Genomic DNA, 23,722 nt, shown 5'->3' with positions numbered 1-23,722 from the left:
CCGAAACTCATAAATGCCTTCCTATGGGGCGGCATTTAGGGAGTTGAGCATGAGTTTTTATTCAAAAAAAGTACTTGGATAATCAACCTTCGCCCATAGTTTGAAACTATGGCATTTTTGAAAATCAGGAGAATCCTCCCGGGTGCCGCGGGACTGATCTTAGTCTGCGGCATTTCTGTTTCAGGGGACCCTGGACGCGACAGACTCAACGCACTCTTAGGAAGAATGGGGGAAATTTCCTCCCTTAGAGCGAGCGTAACGATCAATAACGAAATTTCCGGAACACTTTCCTATAAGAAACCGAACTATTTACACGTCAAATTCTCAGACGGCAGAGTTGTATCTTCCAACGGAAGATTTCTTTGGTTTTATTCTCCAGCAAGAGCGATCGTAGGCAAACAGGATCTTCGCGGAACATCCGGCGGAGTTTTCGGATTGTTAAGCGGTTACGAAGAAGTCTCTCAAGTCGGCGGATCGATCCGTTTGAAATCTCCTACGAAATCGTACGAAGAAATCGTAGTAACCATGAACCCCGATAACACACCGAAATCATTGAGAATGAAACACAGAGGATCCGGAGAATACACTTCGATCAGCTTTTCAGGCGTTCAAACGAACGTAGGTCTTTCCGCTTCTTTGTTTAACTTCAGCGCTCCATCCAGCGCGCAAATCGTCGAAAATCCGTTAAACGAAAAGGAATAATCTCTCTTGTCTCTCAACTCAAGGACCGACGCTCACAAGATCTTTGCGGATCTCTATAGAAAACAGAGAAGCCCCGAACATCAGGAGCAAATCGACGAAGTCATTCAGAAGTCGAACGATATCTTCATTCGTATCGATTTGATGAAGAAGGTCGACGAAGAGTTCGAGAAGAAAAAACAAGACGAACCAAAAAAGCCGGACGACGAAGACCGATCCAAAAGGGGCGGTTCCGATCGTTCCGCTGCTTCCGCGAAAACCGCATCCAAACCCGCACGCAGAACCGAATCTTCTTCCTCCGGCGGAGCGAGCATCGGCTTTTTAGCGAACTTGTTCGGCGCAAATCCCGCCATCAACAAGTTTGCGAAAGAATCCGGAACGATCGACGTAGGATTTTTAGGAAGAAAACTTCAGATCGCTCCGGGCGTTCAGAACCTTTTCAAATTTCTGAAGGAAGATCAGATCATCGCAACGATCCAAGCGTTGCGTTTCTGCGAACAACAAGGCTGGAGATATTGGAAGCCGCTCGTCTACAATGTCGTATTAAATTTTAATAAACTTCTCAACAGCATCATCTCGTTGGACAGTTTGTTCATCGATCAGATTTCTCCCGAAATCTTTTTGAACCGCGCGACTAAATTAGAACTTTATTATGCACGACATCTGAGCCGCGAAGATTCGAAAGACATCATCATGACTCAGGTTCCGGAACTCATCCGTAAGGACGAGAAGCTGGTTCCGAAAATGCCTCAGATCATGGCCGGACTTTCCTACGGACTCAATCTCGAAAACGGAAGACCTAGAATGTCCGATGCGATCCGCGCGTTCCACATCGTAGCGACCAAACGTATGATCACTTGGGAAGAGATCGTTCAGCAGCTCAACGTTCCTCCGATCAACGAAACGAAGTTTCAAGGTTCTTCGGATATCATCAAGGAAGTGGAAACGACTCTGATCCGTCTCGCGGACGACATTCAAACAAGACTCAACCGCAAGGAAGAATTGCAGAATCTGAGAGAAAGATATTTCCGGATCGACGATAAAGGAAGAATGAACTTCGACTTCCTGAACTTGATCGTGGACGACTACTTCGAAAACCACGTGCCGGAAAACATGCAATCCGCTTCGATCAAGTCTTCCTTTAAGGGAACTCCCCACAAACTGATGTATCTTTTGTTGCGCGACTTTCAGGCTTCCTATGCTCCGATTCTGGAAGGAACCGTTAAAGTGGGAACGAAGAATCAAAGCCGCGACGTCATCATCATGCTGCCCGGTCTTTTCAAAAACGACATCGAACAGATCAACAACCTGCTCCGTCTTTTGGACGCATTCAACAAAAAGTATCCGAGCTTTCAATACAGCTTTGCGACTTACAACGAACATACGACTTCAACCGCCGGAGTCGAAGATCAGATCACTCAGAATCTTTTAAAACTTCTCGGAGACGCCGCTGCGTTTATGGGCAAGTTCGCGGAAAAGATCAACATCATCGTGGAGAATCATCTCCTCGCTAAACAATACGAATCTTCCGGAAAGCTGAACGAACGGGTTTTGGTTTCCAAAGAAAAGGTGATCGAAGAAATCAAAATTCTCCATAGATTCATTCCGTACTGCGACTCGACGGTGGTTTCGGGAAATCGATTGAACGGAAAGACGCTCGATTTCGTCTTCTTGGAAATGGCAAAACTTCTGTACAACTACGCCGTGATCTACAAGGACAAATTCACGATCACCAAACTGACATTACACAAAAAAATAGACGCGGAACTCAGCTCATTGATGAAAGAATACGAAAGGCTTGCTGGTAAAGCTTACGAAACTACAAGGATGGAGGAATCATGAGGATTCTTACAGGAGTCCAACCCTCCGGCAAACTTCACTTAGGAAATTTTTTCTCCGTCATTCGAAAACTCAAAGAATATCAGGAAACAACGGACTTATTTTGTTTCGTAGCGGATCTTCATTCTTTGACCACCTTCTCATCAAAAGAGAAACAAAAGGAAAATACATACAACGCCGTCTGCGATTTTTTAGCGCTCGGAATCGATCCCGATCGTTGCACGTTTTGGCTGCAATCTTCCGTTCCCGAAGTGACCGAACTCACATGGTATCTCAGTCATTCGATCAGCGTAAATCAATTGGAGCTCGCGCATTCTTTTAAAGACAAGGTCGCGAAAGGATTTCATCCGAGAGGCGGTCTTTTCTTTTATCCCGTTTTGATGGCCGCGGACATTCTCGGTTTTAACAGCGATCGAGTTCCCGTCGGGAAGGATCAGAAACAGCATCTTGAATACGCGAGAGACATCGCTTCGAGCTTCAACCGCGAAGTCGGTCCCGTTTTCAAAGTTCCCGAACCGGAAATCGACGAAGCGACCGCGCTCGTACCGGGAACGGACGGACAAAAAATGTCCAAGTCGTACGGCAATACGATCAACTTCTTCGATTCCGAAAAAGAACTTAAGAAATCCATAATGTCGATTATGACCGATTCCGCCGGAGTCGACGAAGCGAAAGATCCTTCCAAAAGTCATATCTACGCGATTCATTCCCTTTTTCTCGACGCACAAGGAAGAGAAGCCCTGAAACAAAAGTTTCTAACTCCGGGAACCGGATACGGGGATTTAAAAAAGCAACTTCTGCAGGATACGCTGGATTACTTCGCTCCGTATCGAAAAGAACGCGAAAAGATCGGGGCTGACAAATCCTACGCGGAAGAAGCTCTCAAAAAAGGGAAAGAAAAAGCGCAGAAGACCATCACCGCGGTTTTGGATCAAGTGCGTTCCGCTCTCGGAATGTATCGTTTTTAAGAACCCGTAGCTTTCCATTTTTTCCGAAACGACGACCTGAGCGACGGTTTCAAGAACCGTCTAGGGTATGAAAAAACTGTTTCGAGACTGGGTTCCTTGTTCCGGATTTTCCAAATTCTCCTTAGGCTCCCTCTTAGGGGTCGTAACAAACCTTCTTTTTCCGAACCACGTCCTCCTTGCGGTCGGAATCTTATTTTTGATCTTTTCGGCGAGATTGTTTCTCAAACCAAGATTTCGAATTTCCGAATATTCTATTTTTGGAATTTTATTTTATGTAATTATCCTAACGTTTTTTCCCGAACGGTTTCGGAACGATTCGGAGAAATTCGAACGACCCGCTCCCGCAGTAACCACCGAATCACGTTCGAATTCGGTGGCGTCCAAAACGCCCGGTCAGAATCGGAACCGATACTCGAACCAAACAAAACGGCATCGATCTCAAACCGGATCTTCTCCGCAACGAAGAACGATCTTCGGCGAACCGGAAGCGATCTTTCAGAACGAATTTCGCGAACGCGTTCTATTCGATTTAAAACAAGCCTCTTTGGAAAAGAACGCCGATCGAATCGCGTTGGGCTTACTCTTCGGAGAAGCAAAACAACTTTCCAAAGACTTCAAAGAGAAAGCGAAAGAAGGAGGAATTCTTCATTTGTTCGCTGCCTCGGGTTTGCACCTTGGAATTCTGATGGGAGTTCAATTTCGACTTCTCAATTTAATTCCGATACTTGGACATCGTTTGCCGAGAATCCTTCCGTTGCTGACCGGATTTCTTTATCTTTCCGCCCTCGGTTATCCCGTTTCCCTCGCAAGAGCTTGGATCTTTGCGGGAATGCTTCTCCTGCAAGGATTGTTCTACCGGAAACTCCGTCCGATCGATCTGCTTCTCGGTTCGGCCTGGATCGTATGGATCGCGGATCCGCTGCGATTTCATTCGGTTTCCTTTTCTCTTTCGTTCGGAGCCGTAACGGGTATATTCCTTTTTTCGAATCCGATCCGGATCTTGTTCCGCTTTCTTTCGGATGAGAATCGGTTTTCCTTCTTTTTTAAGGAGAATCTATCGATCTCTTTTTCCGCCGGACTCGGAACCATGCCGGTTTTATTGTCTGCGTTCGGTTCTTTTAGTTTCGGTTCCATCCTACTCAATCTGCTCGTGGTTCCTTTGGCGGGAATTCTTCTTCCGATTCTGTATCTTTCCATCTGCGTTCAGGAATCCGGCGTTCCGTTGTTAAACGAACTGCTTTGGTCCATTACGGAATTCTTAATCTTTATTCTTGCTTATCTTTCGGAGCGTCTTTCCGAACCTCTGGGTTTTTACAGGGAAATGGGAGACGCGGCGGCGATCGGAATTTCGGGCTGGGTTTTACTCTGCATCGAAGTGTTCGCTTTCGCATGGCTTTTGGAAAAACTCCGCTTGAAAACGGATGCAAATAAGAACATTCAAAATTCAGAATTTTCTTTCCGATCCCGACTTTCAAAAGAATCGTTTTCAAAAAAGAGAACCTTTTCCGTGAAAACGATCGATTCGATTCTTTGCGGATCGTTCCTCGTTTTTACGATCGGACTTCACGTTCTTTTGTATCGTTCTCCCGATCTGTTTCCGAACGAAACGAAACTCATTTACAATCGATTCTTCTTTATCTTACGAAACGGAGATTCCCTTATCTTTTCGGGAAAGTGCAAATACGGATTCAAGACGATTTCCAAGGCGTTTCAAAAATCCAAAAAAAAATTTTGCGAATCGCAAACGGATTCTCCCTTGAACCGCGTTTTTGTGGAGGACGAATCCTGTTTGATTTGGGCTTTCTCTTGTTTGAAGAACCGTTCTCAAACGTCGATCCTCTACGCGGGACAAAACCCGGAACTGTGGACCGCAGCGGGTCGTTTTCCCCTTCAAAGGTCGCCGCCGATTCGGGAGATTTCGCTTTGGAACGGATCCAAAATCGTATTCTTTCATACGAAGAAGGATTCGCTGTTTTCGCTTTCCCAAAAAACGAAAACGGGCCGAGGCTGGATTCTTTTGGAAACTCCTTTCGGCGGCAAAGACAAGGCGGAAGTCTGGAATCAAAACCGAAAACTGCTTGGGCTTTCGGAGAGTTGGGTGTTTCTGGAAAAAGATGAGCTCCAGAGAATACCCATTTCGGAAGGTTACTGAGATCCGGAAATTTCTGGAGTCAAGATCCTCCGCGCCCTTGAAAAAATGGGGACAGAACTTTTTAATCGATCCCAACGCGATCCAAACCATCCTTTCCTGTCTGAGTTCCGACCTTGTTACGCGCATCGATCGAATCTTGGAAATCGGCCCGGGACTCGGCGCAATCTCGCACGGGCTTTTGGAATTTCAAAGACCGGTGACGCTCTTTGAAATCGATCCCGTATATGCGAACTGGCTTCGGGAATATCTTCCCGAGTTCGAACTGAGAGAAGGAGACGCGCTCGATTTTCTTCCCGAATATTCCCGAGAGTCGGTTTATCTTTTCGGAAATCTTCCCTACTACATCTCTTCGGAACTTACGTTAAGCGCCGTAAAAAATCTGAAAGGACTCAAAGGCGCGGCGTTCTTGGTTCAAAAAGAATTCGCGAAACGAATTTCCAACGAACCTTCTTCGATCCGATTTTATCTTTCCGCTTACGGAAATTGGAGTTTGAAAAAGGATATCAAAGCCGGAGCGTTTTATCCGAGACCGAACGTGGATTCTTCCATCTTAGAATTCAAAGCCGCTCCGGTATTTCCGAATGAATTCGGTTTTACCGCGCTCGAATGTCTTTGCAGAACCGCCTTTTGGGGAAAAAGAAAAAAACTAACTTCTTCCTTTCGGGACGCGCCGATCGCTTCCCTTCCGAACGAAGTGCAAACGTCGAAACTTTTTTCGGAGGAATCGTTTCGTTCGGAATGTTTTCAGGCTTTGGAAAAAGCGGAGATCGATCTCGACAAACGTCCGGAAGAATTGCAGGCGCGGGAGTTTCATAAGGCGGCCGAATTTCTTTCGGCCTACATATTAAAAATTTTGAATGTAACGTAAGTCATCGGAAACCGCACGGTTTCAGGACTTCTTATTGAAATCCTTGTATTCCTGAAGGATTTTTTCCATGAACTCGGCGAACTCGGGTTCCTTTTTAAAACCGAAATGCTGAAGCACGACTGTTTGAATCAGGGAAAAGTCGGCGAGTCCCTGCGATATGTCGATGATCATATCGGAAAGATAAATCGAAAACACCGCGTCCTGAAATTCCTTTTTGACCAAAAGCGGCCTGTGATGCATTTCCGCGGAGACTCGGATCGTATCCGAAAAATTCCATTTCTCGCAGATCATTCCCCCGAGAGTCGTATGCGAAATTCCTAATGCGGCTTCCTCCAAGGTCAACGGAGAAGGAAAGGATCGATTCCCTAATATCTCGGAGATCTTCCCCGAAATCTCGGGTTCCAAAGAAAGAAGAATCACCCGGCCCACGTCGTGCAAAAGCGCAGCACAGACCAGCACGGTGATCGTCTGTTTTTTCCAGCCCATTCTTTCCCCAAGACGTCTGCAGATGAACGCGGACAAACTGGAACGTTCCCAAATCGCTTCGAACTCTTTGTATCGTTCCTCGAGAATCTTTTTGGTTCCGAGACTCAAAAGAATGCTGTTCAACTCGGACAAACCGATCACCTTGATCGCGTCTTCCAAACTTTCCACACGGGTTCTCTGAGAAAACGAGGCCGAATTCGCTAATTTTAGAATATTCGTAGATAATGATACGTCCCGGCCCACCAGCTCGGTGATGTTTTGAATGGAAGAATCGGGTTTGTTGATCAGACTCATGATCTGATTTACGTTGTCCGGAAAGGTGGGAAGCGTATCCACCTCGGAAAGGATTTCTCCCGTCTTCTGAAGGTTGATGTTTCTCTTTTTAAAACCGAAAGGAATTTTGATATACGCGGACGTAACTCCTTCCTCCGATTTGATCCGATACGAATCGCCTTCGATCCCTTCGTTCTTCAACATCAAAAGCGACATCGCAAGTCCGAGCCCGGCGCCTTCGGATTCGTCCCCGTGATTTTCGAAAATTTCGGAAAGATCGTTGTATGTGTGCGCTTTCGAAATTCTTTCCCGAACCCTTTGATCCTCTTCCGGGAGAATGCTCACGTTGTTCGTGACCTTTAGAAGAAAACTATTCTGATTGAAGCCGAACGTGATGAGAACGTGTAATCCGTTCTGTTCGAGAAGGTCCGTATAAAGATCCTTTTTGGAAATCAGTTCCTCTTTGAACTTCTCCATTCCGGTCGCGTATTGGCTCGGATCGTTGATATCCAAACCGGCTTCCTTAAAAACGACCCGCTTCTGGTTCGCTTTGACCGCGTTCATGATCGTTTCTCTCAAAATGGAAAATATACATTCCCGAAGCGGAGTGATATCGAGATACTGAAGATAACGATCCAGCAGAAAGCTGATGATCTTGTCGATGTTTCGGTTGAGGTGGGTGATTCTAAGATAAAGAGGATTGAGCGATTCGATCGGTTCGTTCAGGTTTTTGACGGAGAGAAAGTAACCCTCCTTTTCATAGTGAAACCATTGAATCTTCATGTACCGATTTCCAATACCAACCCGAGCCGGCGTAGCCGACCCAAGGTAGAATTATGACTCTTTAAAGTTTTGTCAACCGGTACTTTTCGTTTAGAGTTCTTTCCTGTCCAGAATAACTTTTGCTAAAACGAAACTCAGAAGAATCCAAACGCCGATTTGAATCAGAGAATATTCTCCGTAGTAATGAACCTGAGAAAGACTCTTGGCAAGAAGAGAACTCGAATAAAAGAACACCGTTCCTTCCTGCGGGAGAATCCAATAGAAAATCTCGAGAATTTGTTTTTTCAGATCCGAGGTTTGCACCATGCTCGCGGCCGCGGATTCGTAGATGAACAAATCCAGAAAGGTCGTAAAAACCAAAAGCGCAAGACCTCCGAAAAACGCCGCGTTCTTACCGAAAGCGAGAACTCCCACGAATCCGAAAAGAATCAGAAAGTAAAAAACGAAAAACATCGTAAGACAGGCCTTTAAAAGATCCCAGGAAAGCGCCCCTCCGCCGAACTCCTGTTTTACGAGATACGTTCCGATCAAAAAAACACCGTTCGCGAAAATGAGAGCGAGAACTCCCAAGGATTTTCCGCAGACGTATGTCAAAGGAGAAACCGGTCTGGAAAGAATCGGAATATAAGTTTTGTTTTCCAACTCTTCACCCAAAAGGGAAATCGGAAGAAACAAGGCCAGAACCGTGTTCCAAAACGCGAAAAACAAGAAGACGATGTAGATCTGAAAATCCGGATTTCCGGATTGATCCTGTCCGCCGATCTGAATCTGACACGTGAAATTCAAAAACAGAAACAAAGCAGATATTATAAAAATGAAATATACGATCCGTTTGCGGAGAGTTTCGCGCAGAGTCAGAAACGCGATCGAAAAGATTTTCGGAAACTGATCCTGAAATTGGGAGAGGAGATTATTCATCGTTTCCTCCGGTGACTCTTAAGAAAACCTCTTCGAGAGATTCGACGGTTCTTTCGTATTTCAAGATGTTCGCTCCTAAGTCCACAAGTTCCGCGGGGATTCGTTTCAGATCGATTCCGTTCTGCGGAAGAAACTCGATCTGATTCTCCGTAACTTTTTGTTCGGAGGAGATTTTACGGATGTACGAATCCAATTCGGGAGTTACGGATTCCACTTTCAGAAGAATCCGATTTTTCCCTTCCTTCAAGGATTCGAGAGGTCCAAGAGCGGCGAGAGCTCCCAAGTTGAGAATTCCGATTTCGTGACAGACCTTCTCCACTTCCAAAAGTCTATGAGAATTTAATAATACGGTTGTGCCCTTGTTTTTGTTTTCTTCGACGAGAGTTTCGCGGAAATCGATATAACCCTTCGGGTCCAAACCGGAACCCGGTTCGTCCAAGATCAAAAGTTCGGGATCGCCGATCAAAGCAGACGCAAGTCCGAGACGCTGCAGCATTCCTTTGGAATAACCGGAAACTTTTTTATCGGCGGCGTCCGCGATTCCCGTCTTTTCCAAAAGAGACTTAGACTTTTCCCGGATCGAAGCGTTTTTAATTCCGGCTAACTTTGCGGAGAAGGTTAAGAATTCTTCTCCCGTTAAAAAACCGGGGATGGATACTTTTTCAGGAAGGTAACCGATTCTTTTCCGCAAAAGAGGTGAAAACGGAAGTCCAAATAAACGAAAGCTTCCTTCGGTTTGTTTGGAGAATCCCATGAGGATTCGAACCAAGCTCGTCTTTCCGGCGCCGTTCGGACCTAAGAGCCCAAAGACGGAACCTTGGGGAACTCGAAAGGATACGCCTCTGAGAGCATTTTGTTCCTTGTATTTTTTTCGAATCGAATCGATTTCAATTGCAAATTCGGACATGCGCTTTTCCTTGGAATCAGAGCCTTTTCTAAAACCGTCCCAAAGGCGAATCCTATCCTCCGTAAGGGATGGGTCGTAACGCGGAACTTTATAAAAAGAATCCGATCTTCGGGACAAGCTTTCAGAATATAAATACGTTGGACCTTTTCTGCAAACGAAGGTTCCAACTAGAGAAGGATCAATGATTTTCGGGAATCATTCCCTGTCAATCCTCTGGGAAACATGAAGATTATTATTGCTAGACATGGGGAAGCGGAAACGACTTCTCCCGATGGAACCGATCGTTCAAGACTTCTCACACAGAAGGGACAAGCCGACGTACGGAAGATGGCGAATTTTCTCAAGACCGGTTTCAAAATCACGAAGATCTATCACAGTCCTTACGAAAGAACCAAGGACACCGCAAAAATTTATACGGACATTCTTCATCCCGAACAGGAAACCGAATCGTTGGATTATTTGGAAGCGGGAAGCGACATGTCCCGCGTTTGTCCTATGATCCGCGAATACTCGAACTCGGATACGATTCTTTTGGTCGGACATAGTCCGGACGTTTCCATCTTTGCCGAAAAACTTTTGGGAATCACGGGCGTGGGCAAGAGTTTTCTTTTTTCTCCCGGCTCCGCTCTCGCAGTCAACGTTCCTAGAGAAAAATTTTTAGACGGTCAGATCATCTGGTTTATCTGTCCCGATTTTCTCTGCTGACCTCTTCCGTTTTTTAAGTTTACAGAAGAACCTTTTCGGAAATCATTACTGTATAGTAAAGAATCGGGGTGTAGCGCAGTGGTAGCGCACTTCTCTGGGGGGGAAGGGGTCGCTGGTTCGAATCCAGTCACTCCGAGATTCTGATCTTCGTCGTTTCTTATTTCGATTTGTCTTTTCTTTCGTTCTGAAAAATCGCACCGACCTCCAATCGAATTCAAGTCGCGACCCGCCTAATACAAATGATTCTAAAGATTTCGATCGAACAACATTTTTAAAGTTTCCGAAACGATCTCATCTCTTACAACCCGCGGTTCTATAAAAAGAATCGATCGCCGTTTCTCTCGAAACGCCTTCTCCCGTTTGCAAAACCGTAATTACGGAATATTCTTTCGGCGCGTTTGCGATCCATCTCCGCCAAAGATTTTGTTTCTTTTCCAAAAATCCCAAAAACCAAAACGATCCGCGGAGAGATCCGGTCTTTCCGTAAACGATCGAATTTTGAAAATCGCATTCGGACCAAAACGCAGCTTCTTTCCAGCGTCGAAACGTTTCAGGAGAAACTCCTTTGGATCTTCCTTCGTCTTTTAAAAACTCGAGCAGAAATTCGTGTTGTTCTTCGGGGGATTTTTGAATCGCTTCAGAAAAATAGATATTCTTTTTATCTAAATAATGTTTTTTGAATGTTTCCGGGACGTAACCGATCCTAAACAAGAAATCTTCGAGTTCTTCGTAGAGCTGAGGATTTTCCTCGAAAAAAGCGAGAAAGAAAGAATTGGAGGAATAATACATCGCTTCCCGCAGAGTCAGATCGCGAGGAACGTTCGGGATATGCGCTTCGTCGCTCGTTCTTTTAAACGCGGGTCCGATTAAATTTCTTTCCAATAAGAAAAGAGTGATCCAATACTTAAACGTGGAAGCCGGAGTGAATTTTTGTTTGAGAAGATTCCCCTCCCCGGCAATTCGAGGAGAGGAGTCAGTGAAGTGTGAGAATAGTGTAATTTCCTTAGAATCGATCTCTCCGGCGGAAATTAAAACCCAGAGAGCAAGAAACAGGGAACTTCGCTTTAGCAAAGACCTTATTTCTTGATAAAATGATTGAGAATATTGTCCCGAATCTCTTCGAAACGGACCAAACCCCAAGCTAAATTGACTTTTAATTTCAACGCGTTGTCGCTCATGTCCTTTTCGCCCTGAGCCTTCAACTGATCGAATCTCTCTTCGATCTTTTCTTTGCCTTCGTTCAGATCATCCACGAGTTTATCGAAAATCTCGCGAGAAGTTTGAACGGCCCCGATTCCTGCATTGATTATGTCGTTTAATTTCTTATTTTCCATACAGCAACCCCTCAATTTGTTTTCGAGGATCTCTGTTGCTATTTTTGTGCAGTGCATAAAAATAGCAATCACTTTTTTGCTTTTTTTCCTTGCCCGAGCCGAGACTTTCCGGGATGTTCGGAGGCCGTAAAACGATATGAAACGACCTAATTTGCTAAAACGAACTGAAACTTGTAGGAACTCCTCGGGTATTTCTCTTGGAACCATTCTCTTCTTGCTTCTCGCCTCGGCGATAAGCCTTACAAACTGCGGCGCGGATATCAAAGCCGTCGGACCTACTGCGGCCGCCTGCACGCGAATCGAAGGGCTTCCCGGCCCGGAAGACCTGGCCTTGGATAAAGAAGAACGGATTCTTTATATTTCCAGCCACGAACGAAGAATCTCCGATCAAACCGGTAAGATCTATTGGATCGATCTGAAGAATTCTTCCGTGCCTAAGGAATTGCCCGTGAAATTTCCGCCGGAGTTCCGACCTCACGGAATGAGTCTGCTGAAAACAAAGGACGTTTACCGACTTTACGTGATCTCTCATCCTACTTTATACAAAATCCATACGGTCGAAATCTTCGAACGCAAGAACGCGGTTTGGTCTCATGTCGGAACTCTTTCCGACCCGTTGATCACGAGCCCGAACGATCTATCCGTCGCTTCCGAAAACGAAATCTATCTTTCCAACGACCACGGATCGGGAGGATTTCTGCGTTATCTTTGGGACGATTTGTTCGGACTCAAACGCGGTGAAATTGCCTACTATGACGGCAAAACCTGGTCGAACCTCGGAAATCCGCTTTCTTACGGAAACGGAATTCTGTATGCTCCCGATGCGAAAGGAAACGAATTCTTATACAGATCGGGATACATGGATCAGAGCGTGTTTCAATTTCCGATCCGCAGAGAACAAGGAAAACCGGTTCTCGGAGAAGCGCGTCAAATTCGGATCAATTCCGGTTCGGACAATCTTGAGTTGGATTCGAAAGGGAGAATCTTCGTTGTCGGTCACGGTTCCACATACAAATTTCTGAGACACGCGAAGAACCCGGACTACCTCGCTCCGACCCAGGTGTTTCGGATTTCCCCGGACGGAAGTTTTGAGGAAGTGTTCGCAACGGACGGATCCCTGATTTCCGCGGGAAGCACCGCGATTCCGTTCGAGGGAAGACTGTATATCGCGCAGGTCTTTAATCCGTCTATTCTGAATTGCGAATATTCAGATTAACGAATATAATATTGATAGCGGAAAATTCAGGACCGTCAGCGGACGTAGATTTTTCGGATCGCGTCCGCATAGACGGTTCCCATCAGATCATAACCCGCCGGATTCGGATGAATCGGGTCGATCTGCGGATACAAGGGAATCGTCTTTTCCGTTTCCAAAAAAACGGTTTCCATATCCGCGATCGCGTATCGCGGACTCAGACTTTTTAGGTAGGAATTGATCTGAAGAATATTCGTTCTATATCCGGGTGAAATCGTCGGCGGAAGAACCGTCACTAAAACCGCGGCGTTGCTCTGTGCGTGAATCCGATTCAAAAGAGTTTCGTAGTTTCCCGAAAATTGATCCGTGGGATAACCCGAAACGTCGTTCGTTCCAAGTTCCACGATCAGAATGTCTTGCGTCTCCGTTAAGGCCGTTCCGATGGATTGAATCCATCCGGGAACGTCTCGGCCGGAAACGGCGTAATCCGTGACCGTAAACCTGGTACCCAATTTCTCCCTTAAACCGAACCCGTCCGATCTTTGGGAAAGAGAATCTCCGATGATCCCCACTTTCAAGAGCGGACCTGCCAACGGCAAAAGGGAAGAAAGTCCTTGTTGATCCTGTTCCTTTCCGACACACGCACAAAATAAGAAAAATAGAATATTCGAAATCGGAAGAATGTTTCGAAACCCGGAAGATTTCATTTCTTCTTCCGAAGATAAATTTCCGCCTGAGCGCGCACGAGTTTTCTCGTCGTCGAAGGCGAAACGGACACGTTTCTTTTGTAAAAGGAAGAAGCGTTCTCTTTCAGATAATTCTCCACCGTTTCGTTTCGTTTCGTTCCTTCGCTGAATACGAACGTATCGATCGAATCGAGGGTTCCGGAAAACAGTTCCGATGGAACCGGAAGTTCTCCCGGTATGAATTCCAGAATCTGCTGGTTCGGATATTTTTCGCGCAGATAAAAATACGGGTCCGGAATCGCCTGCAAATAAACTTTTTTCGAATACTTGAGTTCCGCTCCGATTTCCTCGGAAAATTTCTTTCCAAGATCGAACTCGGGATTTACGAAGCCGACTTTTCGATATGCCAAAAACAAAACGATCAGGTTGCAGAACAAAAGCCCGGAACCCACGTAGATCACGCGTTTGCGATCCGATTCTTCGAGTAGAATTCCGCCTAACGCGGAAAGCGGAATCGTCAAATACATCACGTAATAGAATTCGGTGGATAAAAAGAGAAAGACGAGCGTTCCCAAAATCCAAACCGCGAGAAAAAGAAAACGTTCCTTCTTTTCCTTTAAAAGTCTGCGATTGATTCCGATTCCGGCCAAGAGAAAAATATAAAATAGAATCCTGACTCCCGGATTTTCATAACCGCCGATCAGAATTTTGATCTTCGTTAAAATCGAAAATACGGAAAAGAGTTCCTTCTTTCTTCCGAACTGAAGTCCGAATTGAAACAGAAATAGATTCCAATGTGGAAACAACCAAACGATCCAAACCGCAAGGGGAATCAATCCGCCTATCCAAAACAAAGGAGCCAATAAGGACTTCCTTTTCCAGAGAAGATACAAGGCCGGAATTCCGAAGACGGAGCCGAAAGGATGCGAAAGAAAGGAAAGACCCAAAAATATTCCGGACAACAACGCTTCCGCCCAATGTATGACTTCGGGTTCTTCGTCGAGCGCCGTGCGAATCAAAAAGAACAAACTTGTTAATGCGAAGAGAAGACAAAGCATCTCCATTCTCGCCATCGTACCTACGCGTAAAAACAATAGATCGGTTCCGAGCAGCAAACAGGAGAATAAAGCGGATAACGCGGAAAATCCGGTTCGCTTTAAAATTCCGTAAAGGATCAGAATCGAAACCGCAGCGGTGACAAGAGTAAAAAGCCGAAGCCCTACGATTCCCGGTAAAACGAATTTCATCCAAATTCCGCCGGTTAAAAAATAGAGCGGAGGCATCCATAGCGTGATTTCTTCCATCCCGGGAATCAAACCTTCCAGCACTTGCGTTCGTAACGTTCCGAATGCGGCAAAGTCCTGAGAAGGGGAAAAGAAAAGCACCTCGTCCGGCCAAACCGGAGGAAACTCAAGTCGATCGTTGGAGGGAATCCAGATAAGAAGAGCAAGGAAAAGGACCAAAAGAACCCAAGGGGTTGCTTTTGTGGAGATGGAGGCGAGTGAGTTCCGGGACATAGACCCGAGTGGAAATCCGGGAAGATCCCGGATTTTAGGTTAACGAATCGAGAGCGGAACTTTCTGTTTCGTACACTTCAAACAGATCTAAGAGTTCGACCACATCGAATACTTTTTTTACGGGAGGAGTGATACAGCAAAGTTTCAACTTTCTTCCCTGCTTTTCCAATTCCCGGACCATACCTACGAAGATACGAATCCCGGAGGATGAAATGTAAGAAATGTTTTCCAGGTTGATTAAGATATCACCCTGTCCGGATTGAACATCGTCCAGTAGTTTCGCTTCGACTTCGTCGGAATGTCCGATATCCAGTCTACCGTTGAGCGCAACCAGAGTGTGCTTACCGATCTTTTTCGTTTTGATTTCCAAAGATGGCTTCCTTTTGGAGAATTAGGACTAAATTAAGGTTTCGGAACGCGTTTACAACTCATTTTTAAGCTCCAATCTCTAGAATTTCATCCAATGGAAATATTTTTACAGGTTCGGACTTCGGATTTTTCCCGATCAACTTATAGGTCGCGCGTCTTGTTTTAAATCCCAGAAAGTTTGTGATAAATCGGATTGATACCCCCGATGCTTCCATTCTTACGGCGATTGTTCTTCTGATTTTAGGAATGTTGACTTCGATTCCCGTTTTTCGTTTTAATTTTTGAAGAAGTTTCTGAATCGTCTTGCGATGCAACTTGCCGTTTCTACCGCTGAATAAGAATTCTTCCGGTTTTTTACCCTTTGTCATCGCATAAAAGTCTTTGAACAAACAAAAAGGAACGTCCAAAAACCGATCCTTCCCGGAATCGAATCCACGAATTCGTAATATTCTCGTTTCCAAATTCACGTCCGAACAACGGATCGAAACGAGTTCCTCCGGTTTTAAACCGAACAAAAACAAAAATCGAATCCAGACGTAATGATCCGGATTGTTCCGGGCGGCATCGATCAGCTTCCGCACTTCCTCATTGGTCAGTATGTTTTTAAAATCCTGAGCTTCCGAATTTTCTTTTTCAAAAAGCATGCAAAACCTCCTTTTTCAAATTCGGATTCATAGGCCGTAAACGTAAAAATAATGCGAACAAAAAACGGAGTCGGTTGTCGGAAGTCCCGAATTTTTTAATTTGTACAACATATTTTACGAATATTCAAAATATATAAAATATTCCGATTCGGGATATTGAAACACGGTCGGTATTTCGGAAATAGACCTTCACTCAAACACTCACGAACGCCGAAACTACGGGGTTTACGGAAGAATCTTTTTTTAAGATTGGGATTTATAAACGGAAGTTTTCTCCGAATTAAAATTTATAATCGAAGAATTCGTCTCTTGTAAGACCCGAATATAAACCGAAATGAAAATCCGAACGAGGTGCCTTCGTTCGGCGTGCACGAAATCGACCGATTTAAACCGAACTGAAATCAACCGCAACTTCTCGATCGATTTCATTTCGATTCAATTCGAATACCGAGTATGTGCCGAAGGATCAATTCACTTCCACACGATTCAATTCGTCGAGTTCGACCTTCCAAGATTGAACGATCTGAACCATTACGTCCAAAACCGCCGGCTCGGGAGAATCGTAGGAATCGGCCGCAAAAGAATCCACGGAATCAAATCCTCGAATCTGTACGATGGAATTCTTTTCCATTTTCGCGCGGAACACCTCGAACTCCTCCACGGAATCGTTCGGAGAATTTTTCACGTAATAGGGTTTTACGATGCTCACTCGAAAGCTTTCGATCGGAAGATCCTTCAACGTTTGCAAGAGCCGAAAGGACAACAAAGCGACTTCCAATTTCATTCTTTCCTTATATTCTTTTTGTCCCAGGAACGTAAGGGCGGAATTTCCTCCCACGGCAAGAGTCACCCGCACCGAGTCCGTAGTGGTTCCGTCAGGCGAAACTCCCGGAGAAATTTCGATTTCCTTCAAGCGATCCCCTAACAATAGAAAGGAGGACTGGCGGATTTTTTCTTCCACGGGGATTTGATGATCGGATAATATCTTTTGGACTTTGTCCTTTGCGCTTTTTTTACAATCTGTAGCGGAGAAGAGGATCGAAAGAACGAGCATAGGGTAAAATACCCTATATACAAAATTTAGATTCTTAGGAACTTGTTTTTGTTTTGAGATGTCCTTCCGACGTGGTTCGTTGGAATACAAACGTTCATTCTTCATAGACAAACCTCCTTACTTTCTATTTCAAAAAGAGATTCCTTAATTTTAAGAGATCCATTCGTTTTTGCAAGCTTTTAGCCGATTTTCACCGGTTTAGAAGAATCAAACGATCCTAATACTCGATTCTAAATTCAAATAATTTGATGAACCGACCACCGGTCGGTCGTTTTAACCCGTTATACGGACCCACTCGATGAAGCGATGACCCCGTTTCTTCACGCTTTCATTTAGGAAAAAAATTATTTCAAATGATTGGCTATTAATTTGCGTTTGCGTTAAAAAGATGTTTCATTTTTTTCCGGGCCAAAATAAAAAATGATGCAACGTTAACTTTTTTCTGTAATTTTAATTAGGCGAATTCGTCATAAAGAACTGTATGAAACCGAAAAAAATCTCGAACGACGATCTTGAGTCCCTGGTATCAGGGGTTAAAACACAATCCCTTGAGGCAGTGGGAAATTATCTATATAAAGGATTCAGAATACAGGTTAGTAAATATAATCTGTCAGGCGCTGAAAGAGTTCAACTTTTATATCAAAGAAGAAGAAACAACGGCCTTTGTATCGTATGCGGAACGAAAGTCTCCAAAAAGAACCCTTCCTCCGGCAAACTCTACAGACTTTGCGAACACCATCGCAAGACAATCGACAAGAAAAAGTAATCAACCTTTTCGGAAAACCTGCAGATAATCTTTAATGGGGGATCTTTCCTCCGGAGTTTATCTTGCAGGCAAAAAGATTCTTCGTCTTTCCGATTGTTTTGTTCTTAATATGGATTTCGCTTTCCGGTTCTTTGTTATCGGAGGCGAGTCCCCTTCAAGAAACCCAGGCTGAAAACCTATTGCGAATCGCGGAAGAAGCCTATAAGGACCGCAAGTTCCACAAGTCGATTGAAGAAATCAAAAGTTTTCTGATTCTTTATCCTTCGAGCAAGTTTAAGAATAAGGCGTATCAAGTCTTAAAGAACAATTACTCGAGGCTCGGTCGTCCGGAAAAGGTTCTGGAAATCAATCTACAGCAATATTCTCAAGAACCCACTTCTTCCCAGGGTTTGAACGCGTTTTTCGAAGCCGGTAAACTCTATCTTGAAATCGGGGAAGAAAACAAAGCGAGAGACGTCTTTAAATCCATCTGTACCCAGTCTTTTTCCCGAGAACTCGCCGAAAAAGCAGCTCTGGAACTCTCCGAATGGGAGATTTTAAGCGGTTCTAAGACGGAAATGTCGGAATGCGGAGAAAAGTAGCTCTTTTTTTCGAGATTTGATTCGCAAATTCCGATAATGAAAACAGTTGAACTCTGATTTTCAAAAAAAATACTAACACAACAGCATGTCCACAGGGATCTTCCAAATCGTTAATTTCCAGAAGGGCTCCTACATTATTGTAGAGGGCAAAAAGGATTCTCCTAGCTTCTTTATTATTCGAGAAGGGAAGGTTAAAATCGGTCGGGAAAACCCCGTTGTCGGTGAAGATCCGAATTCCGTTCAAGGCCCGGGAGACTTTTTCGGCGTCGTTGCGGCGATGAGCCAACACGCGCAGATCGAGTCTGCAGTGGCACTCACCGACGTTTCGGTGATAGAGGTGAGTTACGATCAATTCGGAACCCTCATTCAAAGAAATACTCCCGTAGCGATGAAAATCATCCGCTACTTCTCCATGAAACTCCGTCAGTTCGACCAGACGATCACTCGTCTGACCTTCCGTTCCGCTGTGGAAGAAGATCCGAACGAACTTTACAATATCGGAGAAAACTACTTCAACCAGAAGAACAGCCCGCACGCGGCGTATGCTTTCCAGAAATATCTTCAATATCTTCCGAACGGTCCGTTTGCGACTCAGGCAAAACTGAAACTCCAAACGATGAACCAACCGATGCAGGCTCCTGCGATCGATCTTACCAAGTTCAACCGTATGTATGCGGACAACGAGATGATCTTTTGCGAGCACGAACCCGGCCGAGAACTGTATATCATTCAAAACGGTAAGGTGAAGATCACCAAGATCGTGGATAAGAACGAGGTATTGCTCGCCGTTCTTCAGAACGGAGATATCTTCGGCGAGATGGCGCTTTTGGACAACAAACCGAGATCCGCTTCCGCGATCGCTTGGGGAAACGTTCAACTTCTAGCGATCAACAAAGCGAACTTCGAGGGAATGGTTAAGGCTCAACCTCAGCTCGCAACCCGTTTAATTACCCTTCTTTCGGAAAGAATTTGGACCGCATATAAGCAGCTCGCGAACTTGATGATCAACGATCCTCAAGGAAGAATCGCGGATACTCTTTTGACCCTCGTCGAAAAGAACCGAATCAAGATCGCTCCGAAAGTTTCGTATAACTTCGAAATCGGCACGAAGGACTTAATCAAAATGGTAGGTCTTTCGTATCCTAAGGATGAGAATCTCGTTCTCGATCTTTTGACCAAAAACAAATGGATCAAACTCGATCAGGGAAAGCTCAGTTGCACCGACTTGGTCGAACTCGAAAAACTCGTTCATATCTACAGAAAAAAATCCCAGATGGAAAACAAACTCAAGAAGAGAGCGTAATCCGTTACGCGTTCTTTGATCGAGATGTCCTCGTCCTCCTCCAATTCCAATCCTCCGAAAGATTCTTCCGCTTTGGCTTCCGCAAAGTCCAAAAAGTCCGACGTCGTCAAGCAATCTTCGCGTTCCTTGTCGGAACCTTTGAAAAATAAAAAAAACGGAGATTGGAAAGGATCATCGTCGGTTTCCCAAAAGTCGGAAGACCGCAAGGTCCGTCTTCAAAAAGCTACCGATTGGCTGCGGAAACAAGATTCGGTCACGAAGAAGCTGATCGACGGTGTCGGACCTTGTCAACTTCGAACGATCGGAACTCCTTATCAAGTTTTGATCAAATCCGTTTTAGGACAACAACTCTCGACCAAGGTCGCGCTTACGTTCGAACGCAGACTGATCGCGCTTGCGGGAGGCAGGAAACTTCCTGCTCCCGAACGTATTTTAGAAATTCCGAATACGGCTCTGAGAAAGATCGGCGTTTCCCAGGCAAAAACCGAAACGATCAAACGGGTCGCGGAATCTTATTCCAGTAAGGAAATCACGGACACAAAACTTCGTAAATTAGATGATTCGAATGTGTTGGATCTGCTTTGTTCCTTGAAGGGAGTCGGACCTTGGACGGCCGAGATGGTATTGATCTTCGCTCTGGATCGTTGGGATCATTTTTCGATCAACGATTTGATCCTGCGTAAATCCGTGGAAAAACACTACGGAATCTCCAAAGACAATAAAAAGGAAATCATTCACTTTCTGAAGAAGTATTCTCCGTATCGCACGATTCTTTCGTGGTATCTTTGGGCCGATGTGGACGGCGGAGAGGGCTGGTAGAACACCGATCTAAAAAGGAAACGACTGAATACCCGGTTTTGTAAGAGTTCCCAAAAAACCGAATTGTGTCTAATCTACTTGCGTATTTCAGAATTTTCTGTTATAAGCGAATTTACGCGTTTTTTCCCACGAGCCCCACCTCTCCACCCTGAGTTGCGATCCGAGGAGAGCAACTCATTGAGTTTTCTCGGGCGGGGGCGACCTTCTTTTAAAGCAAAACCGTCGGAACTACTACTAAATCCACACCCTCAATCCCGCGTCAGAGATGCGAAGCGTGCGCAGCAGTCGTCTCCGAAGGAGACGACCGAGAGCGCGGAGCAAGCTCGGTCCTCACGCAGTGAGGAGACGCCCGCCGTAGTATTCAAAAACTTGAATCGATTTTTTAGAGTTTGATTCCGACCAATTCGCAATCGGCTTTGGTCATGATCTGAACGAGTTGTTCGAATTTCACTTTCGGTTCCCAGCCCAGCTTTTTCTTCGCTTTCGCCGGATCTCCGATGAGAATATCCACTTCGGTCGGTCTGTAAAATTTCGGGTTCACTTCCACGAGAAGCTGACCGGACTTCGCGTCGAATCCCTTTTCGGAATCGCCTTTTCCGTCCCAACGAACCTGAACTCCCGCACATCCGAAAGACTTCTCCACGAATTCTCTTACCGTGTGAGTTTCGTTCGTCGCGACGACGTAATCGTCCGCGTCGGGTTGTTGCAACATCATCCACATCATTTCGACGTAGTCCGGTGCGTATCCCCAGTCTCTCTTTGCGTCCATGTTCCCGAGTTGGATCGGTCCGCCTTTTTTCGCGAGAAGGTTGGCGACTCCGATCGTGATCTTTCTCGTTACGAATCCTTCTCCGCGGCGCGGTGATTCGTGGTTGAATAAAATTCCATTGGATGCGTGGATTCCGAACGCTTCTCTGTAATTTACGACAGCCCAATACGCATAGAGTTTTGCCACTGCATACGGTGATCTTGGATAGAACGGGGTCGTTTCGGTTTGCGGAATCGCTTGCACCTTTCCATACAGCTCGGAGGTGGATGCTTGATAAAAACGGCTTTTGACTCCGATCTGCTTGATCGCGTCTAAAATTCGCAGTGTTCCGACCGCGTCGGCTTCCGCCGTATATTCTGGAACTTCAAAGGAAACACCCACGTGCGATTGCGCCGCGAGATTGTAGATTTCGTCCGGATTCACTTTTTCCAGAATCCGATTTAAGTTACTTGAGTCGGTTAAGTCACCATAATGCAGAACGAGATTGGAGTTTCCACGGAGATGTTCGATTCTCGCACGATTGAACATGCTGGATCTTCTGACGATCCCGTGAACTTGATACCCCTTCTCCAGGAGAAACTCCGTAAGATAGGATCCGTCCTGTCCGGTGATCCCGGTTATGAGTGCTTTTTTCATCTTCAGACCAGAAAAACCCAAAAACCGGATCTGGCAAGAAAGTTTAACGCCCGATTCTCACGCGAAAACCCGTTTAAACCCGGCTGTGGACCCAATCCTTTCTGCGAAACCGAACCACGAACACGAGCGCAAGAACCACAACCCAAGCCACGATTCCGGACCACAATCCGGTCGATCCCATTTTGAGATAAATTCCCATAAAGTACGCGGAAGGTAAAAACACAAGATAAGAAGCGGCCGTATAAGCGCGAAACACAAAGTCCTGCAATCCCGCACCTCGAAGCGCACAGGCAATCACCATATGATACGCGTCCACGATCTGAATGACTCCCAAGATCACCAGCGGCGAATAGGCTTCCTGAATCAGTTCCTCATCCTTCGTATAAAAGGATAACATCTCTTTTCCCCAGAGAATAAAAATCAATCCCATACTTCCCATAACACAAGCGGCAAAGAACGCGGAACGAAACGCTCCGTGATACGCGAGTTTCGGTTTTCCCGCTCCTAAGGCCTGACCCAAAATCGTAGTCGCGGCAATTCCGAACGCATATCCCGGAAGAAACGATAAACTCAACGTGCTGAAAAGCATATTCGTAACCGCTAATGCAGTGGTCCCCACCACGGTCGCAAACTCGGTAAAGATCATAAAGGAAACGTTGTTGAGAAGTTCCGCAAGGGCGGGCGCGGTGCTCGCTTTTAAAATCTCGCGGAAATGATCCCAACTAAAACTCCAAGATACGTGCGTAAAATATTTTCCGAGACCTTTCGAGTAGAAGTAAAACGGAAACGCGATCAAACCTGCGCCTCCCGCCAAGGAAGAAGCGATCGCCGCACCTTTGACTCCCATCGCTTCGAACCCGAGATTCCCGTAGATCAACACCCAGTTTAAGAATATATTCGCAAAACAGGTTATGATCATGGACGCAAGTCCGGCGGTCGTAATCCCCAACCCGTCCGTAAACGCTCTTGTCGTGAACAGCAAAAAGAAGAATACGGTTCCTATAAAACGAAAATAGAGGTAATCGCTCGACAAACCTCTGACAATCTCGTCCTTATTGAGCAAGGTCATCAACCAATCGCTGGCGTATGCACCGCCGATCGACAAAAGTCCTCCGAATACGAGAACGATATATAAGGTCGTAACTCCGATCCTACCGATTTCGGAATCGTTCTTTTCTCCGAATCGTCTCGCGATGATGACCTGAATCCCCATCGCAAATCCCATTAAAAAAGCGAGAACCGTAAAGTGCGCGATTCCTCCGATCCCGATCGCGGCGATCGAATTCTTTCCGAGCCTTCCGACCATCATCGTATCGGTCACCCAAACCACGGTTTGACTGAGCATCCCGAACACGACGGGAACCGCGAGTTTTAAGATCATCGAGTTCAAAAGACTCGGACGAATGTTTCTATAAAAAGTATGAGCTAAATGATGAAGAGTTCTCACGGTT

The 23,722-nt window shown here is 45.5% G+C and carries 22 protein-coding genes, 1 tRNA gene and 1 pseudogene; 12 read left to right on the top strand and 12 right to left on the bottom strand.

Features of this window, described 5'->3' with window-relative positions:
* Positions 1 to 108 precede the first annotated feature (108 nt).
* The 5 genes from DLM76_RS08130 to rsmA all read left to right on the top strand — a co-directional run bounded on the left by DLM76_RS08130 (position 109) and on the right by rsmA (position 6,526).
* Complete coding sequence (locus DLM76_RS08130; RefSeq protein WP_118954078.1) at positions 109 to 702, top strand: LolA family protein; 594 nt, start codon at positions 109 to 111, stop codon at positions 700 to 702.
* A gap of 6 nt (positions 703 to 708) precedes the next feature.
* Positions 709 to 2,541: a hypothetical protein gene (locus DLM76_RS08125; protein ID WP_118964876.1), complete on the top strand. Its 1,833-nt coding sequence runs from the start codon at positions 709 to 711 to the stop codon at positions 2,539 to 2,541.
* Positions 2,538 to 3,506 (top strand): tryptophan--tRNA ligase, encoded by a 969-nt coding sequence (gene trpS, locus DLM76_RS08120; protein ID WP_118954080.1) that lies wholly within the window; start codon positions 2,538 to 2,540, stop codon positions 3,504 to 3,506. The genes DLM76_RS08125 and trpS overlap by 4 nt, the downstream gene beginning before the upstream one ends.
* A 67-nt stretch (positions 3,507 to 3,573) precedes the next feature.
* Positions 3,574 to 5,658, top strand: a complete 2,085-nt coding sequence (locus DLM76_RS08115; protein WP_118964875.1) for a ComEC/Rec2 family competence protein — start codon at positions 3,574 to 3,576, stop codon at positions 5,656 to 5,658.
* Positions 5,621 to 6,526, top strand: coding sequence for a 16S rRNA (adenine(1518)-N(6)/adenine(1519)-N(6))-dimethyltransferase RsmA (rsmA, locus tag DLM76_RS08110; RefSeq protein ID WP_118964874.1), 906 nt, complete (start codon positions 5,621 to 5,623; stop codon positions 6,524 to 6,526). The genes DLM76_RS08115 and rsmA overlap by 38 nt, the downstream gene beginning before the upstream one ends.
* A gap of 21 nt (positions 6,527 to 6,547) precedes the next feature.
* Here rsmA and DLM76_RS08105 read toward each other — a convergent pair whose 3' ends face one another.
* The 3 genes from DLM76_RS08105 to DLM76_RS08095 all read right to left on the bottom strand — a co-directional run bounded on the left by DLM76_RS08105 (position 6,548) and on the right by DLM76_RS08095 (position 9,893).
* Positions 6,548 to 8,068 carry an HDOD domain-containing protein gene (locus DLM76_RS08105; protein WP_118954083.1) on the bottom strand — a complete coding sequence of 507 codons (1,521 nt, stop codon included), beginning with the start codon at positions 8,066 to 8,068 and terminating at the stop codon, positions 6,548 to 6,550.
* Between the two features lie 90 nt (positions 8,069 to 8,158).
* Positions 8,159 to 8,986, bottom strand: coding sequence for an ABC transporter permease (locus tag DLM76_RS08100; protein ID WP_118964873.1), 828 nt, complete (start codon positions 8,984 to 8,986; stop codon positions 8,159 to 8,161).
* Positions 8,979 to 9,893 carry an ABC transporter ATP-binding protein gene (locus DLM76_RS08095; RefSeq protein WP_118964962.1) on the bottom strand — a complete coding sequence of 305 codons (915 nt, stop codon included), beginning with the start codon at positions 9,891 to 9,893 and terminating at the stop codon, positions 8,979 to 8,981. Before DLM76_RS08095 ends, DLM76_RS08100 begins: the two co-directional genes overlap by 8 nt.
* A gap of 222 nt (positions 9,894 to 10,115) precedes the next feature.
* Between DLM76_RS08095 and sixA the strand changes: the two genes are divergently transcribed.
* The gene (sixA, locus tag DLM76_RS08090) at positions 10,116 to 10,598 is read left to right on the top strand and encodes a phosphohistidine phosphatase SixA (RefSeq protein ID WP_118954086.1); all 483 of its coding nucleotides are present in this window, start codon (positions 10,116 to 10,118) and stop codon (positions 10,596 to 10,598) included.
* 64 nt (positions 10,599 to 10,662) lie between these two features.
* Positions 10,663 to 10,734, top strand: a tRNA-Pro gene (locus DLM76_RS08085).
* 155 nt (positions 10,735 to 10,889) lie between these two features.
* On the opposite strand, the gene DLM76_RS08080 is transcribed toward DLM76_RS08085, so the two are convergent.
* Together DLM76_RS08080 and DLM76_RS08075 are read right to left on the bottom strand one after the other, a co-directional pair.
* Positions 10,890 to 11,669, bottom strand: a complete 780-nt coding sequence (locus DLM76_RS08080) for a penicillin-binding transpeptidase domain-containing protein (protein WP_158586375.1) — start codon at positions 11,667 to 11,669, stop codon at positions 10,890 to 10,892.
* Between the two features lie 5 nt (positions 11,670 to 11,674).
* Positions 11,675 to 11,932, bottom strand: coding sequence for an LIMLP_16025 family protein (locus DLM76_RS08075; protein ID WP_010572699.1), 258 nt, complete (start codon positions 11,930 to 11,932; stop codon positions 11,675 to 11,677).
* Between the two features lie 151 nt (positions 11,933 to 12,083).
* Between DLM76_RS08075 and DLM76_RS08070 the strand changes: the two genes are divergently transcribed.
* Entirely contained in the window at positions 12,084 to 13,148 is a 1,065-nt protein-coding gene (locus DLM76_RS08070; protein ID WP_429946407.1) for an SMP-30/gluconolactonase/LRE family protein, read from the top strand.
* Positions 13,149 to 13,183: 35 nt separating this feature from the next.
* Here the strand turns inward: DLM76_RS08070 and DLM76_RS08065 are convergent, their stop codons facing one another.
* The 5 genes from DLM76_RS08065 to DLM76_RS08040 form a co-directional block, all read right to left on the bottom strand.
* Positions 13,184 to 13,834: an SGNH/GDSL hydrolase family protein gene (locus tag DLM76_RS08065; RefSeq protein WP_118964870.1), complete on the bottom strand. Its 651-nt coding sequence runs from the start codon at positions 13,832 to 13,834 to the stop codon at positions 13,184 to 13,186.
* The gene (locus DLM76_RS08060; RefSeq protein WP_118964869.1) at positions 13,831 to 15,330 is read right to left on the bottom strand and encodes an ArnT family glycosyltransferase; all 1,500 of its coding nucleotides are present in this window, start codon (positions 15,328 to 15,330) and stop codon (positions 13,831 to 13,833) included. Before DLM76_RS08060 ends, DLM76_RS08065 begins: the two co-directional genes overlap by 4 nt.
* Positions 15,331 to 15,364: 34 nt before the next feature.
* Positions 15,365 to 15,700: an STAS domain-containing protein gene (locus DLM76_RS08055; RefSeq protein WP_003005878.1), complete on the bottom strand. Its 336-nt coding sequence runs from the start codon at positions 15,698 to 15,700 to the stop codon at positions 15,365 to 15,367.
* Between the two features lie 64 nt (positions 15,701 to 15,764).
* Complete coding sequence (locus DLM76_RS08050; protein ID WP_118964868.1) at positions 15,765 to 16,343, bottom strand: tyrosine-type recombinase/integrase; 579 nt, start codon at positions 16,341 to 16,343, stop codon at positions 15,765 to 15,767.
* Between the two features lie 466 nt (positions 16,344 to 16,809).
* Positions 16,810 to 17,502 (bottom strand): hypothetical protein, encoded by a 693-nt coding sequence (locus DLM76_RS08040; RefSeq protein ID WP_118964866.1) that lies wholly within the window; start codon positions 17,500 to 17,502, stop codon positions 16,810 to 16,812.
* 376 nt (positions 17,503 to 17,878) lie between these two features.
* Between DLM76_RS08040 and DLM76_RS08035 the strand changes: the two genes are divergently transcribed.
* The 4 genes and pseudogenes from DLM76_RS08035 to DLM76_RS08020 all read left to right on the top strand — a co-directional run bounded on the left by DLM76_RS08035 (position 17,879) and on the right by DLM76_RS08020 (position 20,866).
* Positions 17,879 to 18,163: an LIC10235 family protein gene (locus tag DLM76_RS08035; protein ID WP_118954094.1), complete on the top strand. Its 285-nt coding sequence runs from the start codon at positions 17,879 to 17,881 to the stop codon at positions 18,161 to 18,163.
* 41 nt (positions 18,164 to 18,204) lie between these two features.
* Positions 18,205 to 18,781 (top strand): annotated as a pseudogene (locus tag DLM76_RS08030) (tetratricopeptide repeat protein).
* Between the two features lie 48 nt (positions 18,782 to 18,829).
* The gene (locus tag DLM76_RS08025; RefSeq protein WP_010572707.1) at positions 18,830 to 20,047 is read left to right on the top strand and encodes a cyclic nucleotide-binding domain-containing protein; all 1,218 of its coding nucleotides are present in this window, start codon (positions 18,830 to 18,832) and stop codon (positions 20,045 to 20,047) included.
* A gap of 24 nt (positions 20,048 to 20,071) precedes the next feature.
* Entirely contained in the window at positions 20,072 to 20,866 is a 795-nt protein-coding gene (locus DLM76_RS08020) for a DNA-3-methyladenine glycosylase family protein (RefSeq protein WP_118964864.1), read from the top strand.
* A gap of 382 nt (positions 20,867 to 21,248) precedes the next feature.
* Here the strand turns inward: DLM76_RS08020 and gmd are convergent, their stop codons facing one another.
* Both gmd and DLM76_RS08010 read right to left on the bottom strand, forming a co-directional pair.
* Positions 21,249 to 22,271 carry a GDP-mannose 4,6-dehydratase gene (gmd, locus tag DLM76_RS08015; protein WP_118964863.1) on the bottom strand — a complete coding sequence of 341 codons (1,023 nt, stop codon included), beginning with the start codon at positions 22,269 to 22,271 and terminating at the stop codon, positions 21,249 to 21,251.
* A 73-nt stretch (positions 22,272 to 22,344) separates the two neighbouring features.
* Positions 22,345 to 23,718 (bottom strand): MATE family efflux transporter, encoded by a 1,374-nt coding sequence (locus tag DLM76_RS08010; RefSeq protein ID WP_118964862.1) that lies wholly within the window; start codon positions 23,716 to 23,718, stop codon positions 22,345 to 22,347.
* Positions 23,719 to 23,722: the final 4 nt, after the last annotated feature.

It is taken from the genome of Leptospira yasudae (assembly GCF_003545925.1).
GTDB classification, from domain to species: Bacteria; Spirochaetota; Leptospiria; order Leptospirales; family Leptospiraceae; genus Leptospira; species Leptospira yasudae.
The sequence above is the reverse complement of the archived record's forward strand: the minus strand, read 5'-3'. Positions and strand labels throughout refer to the sequence as shown.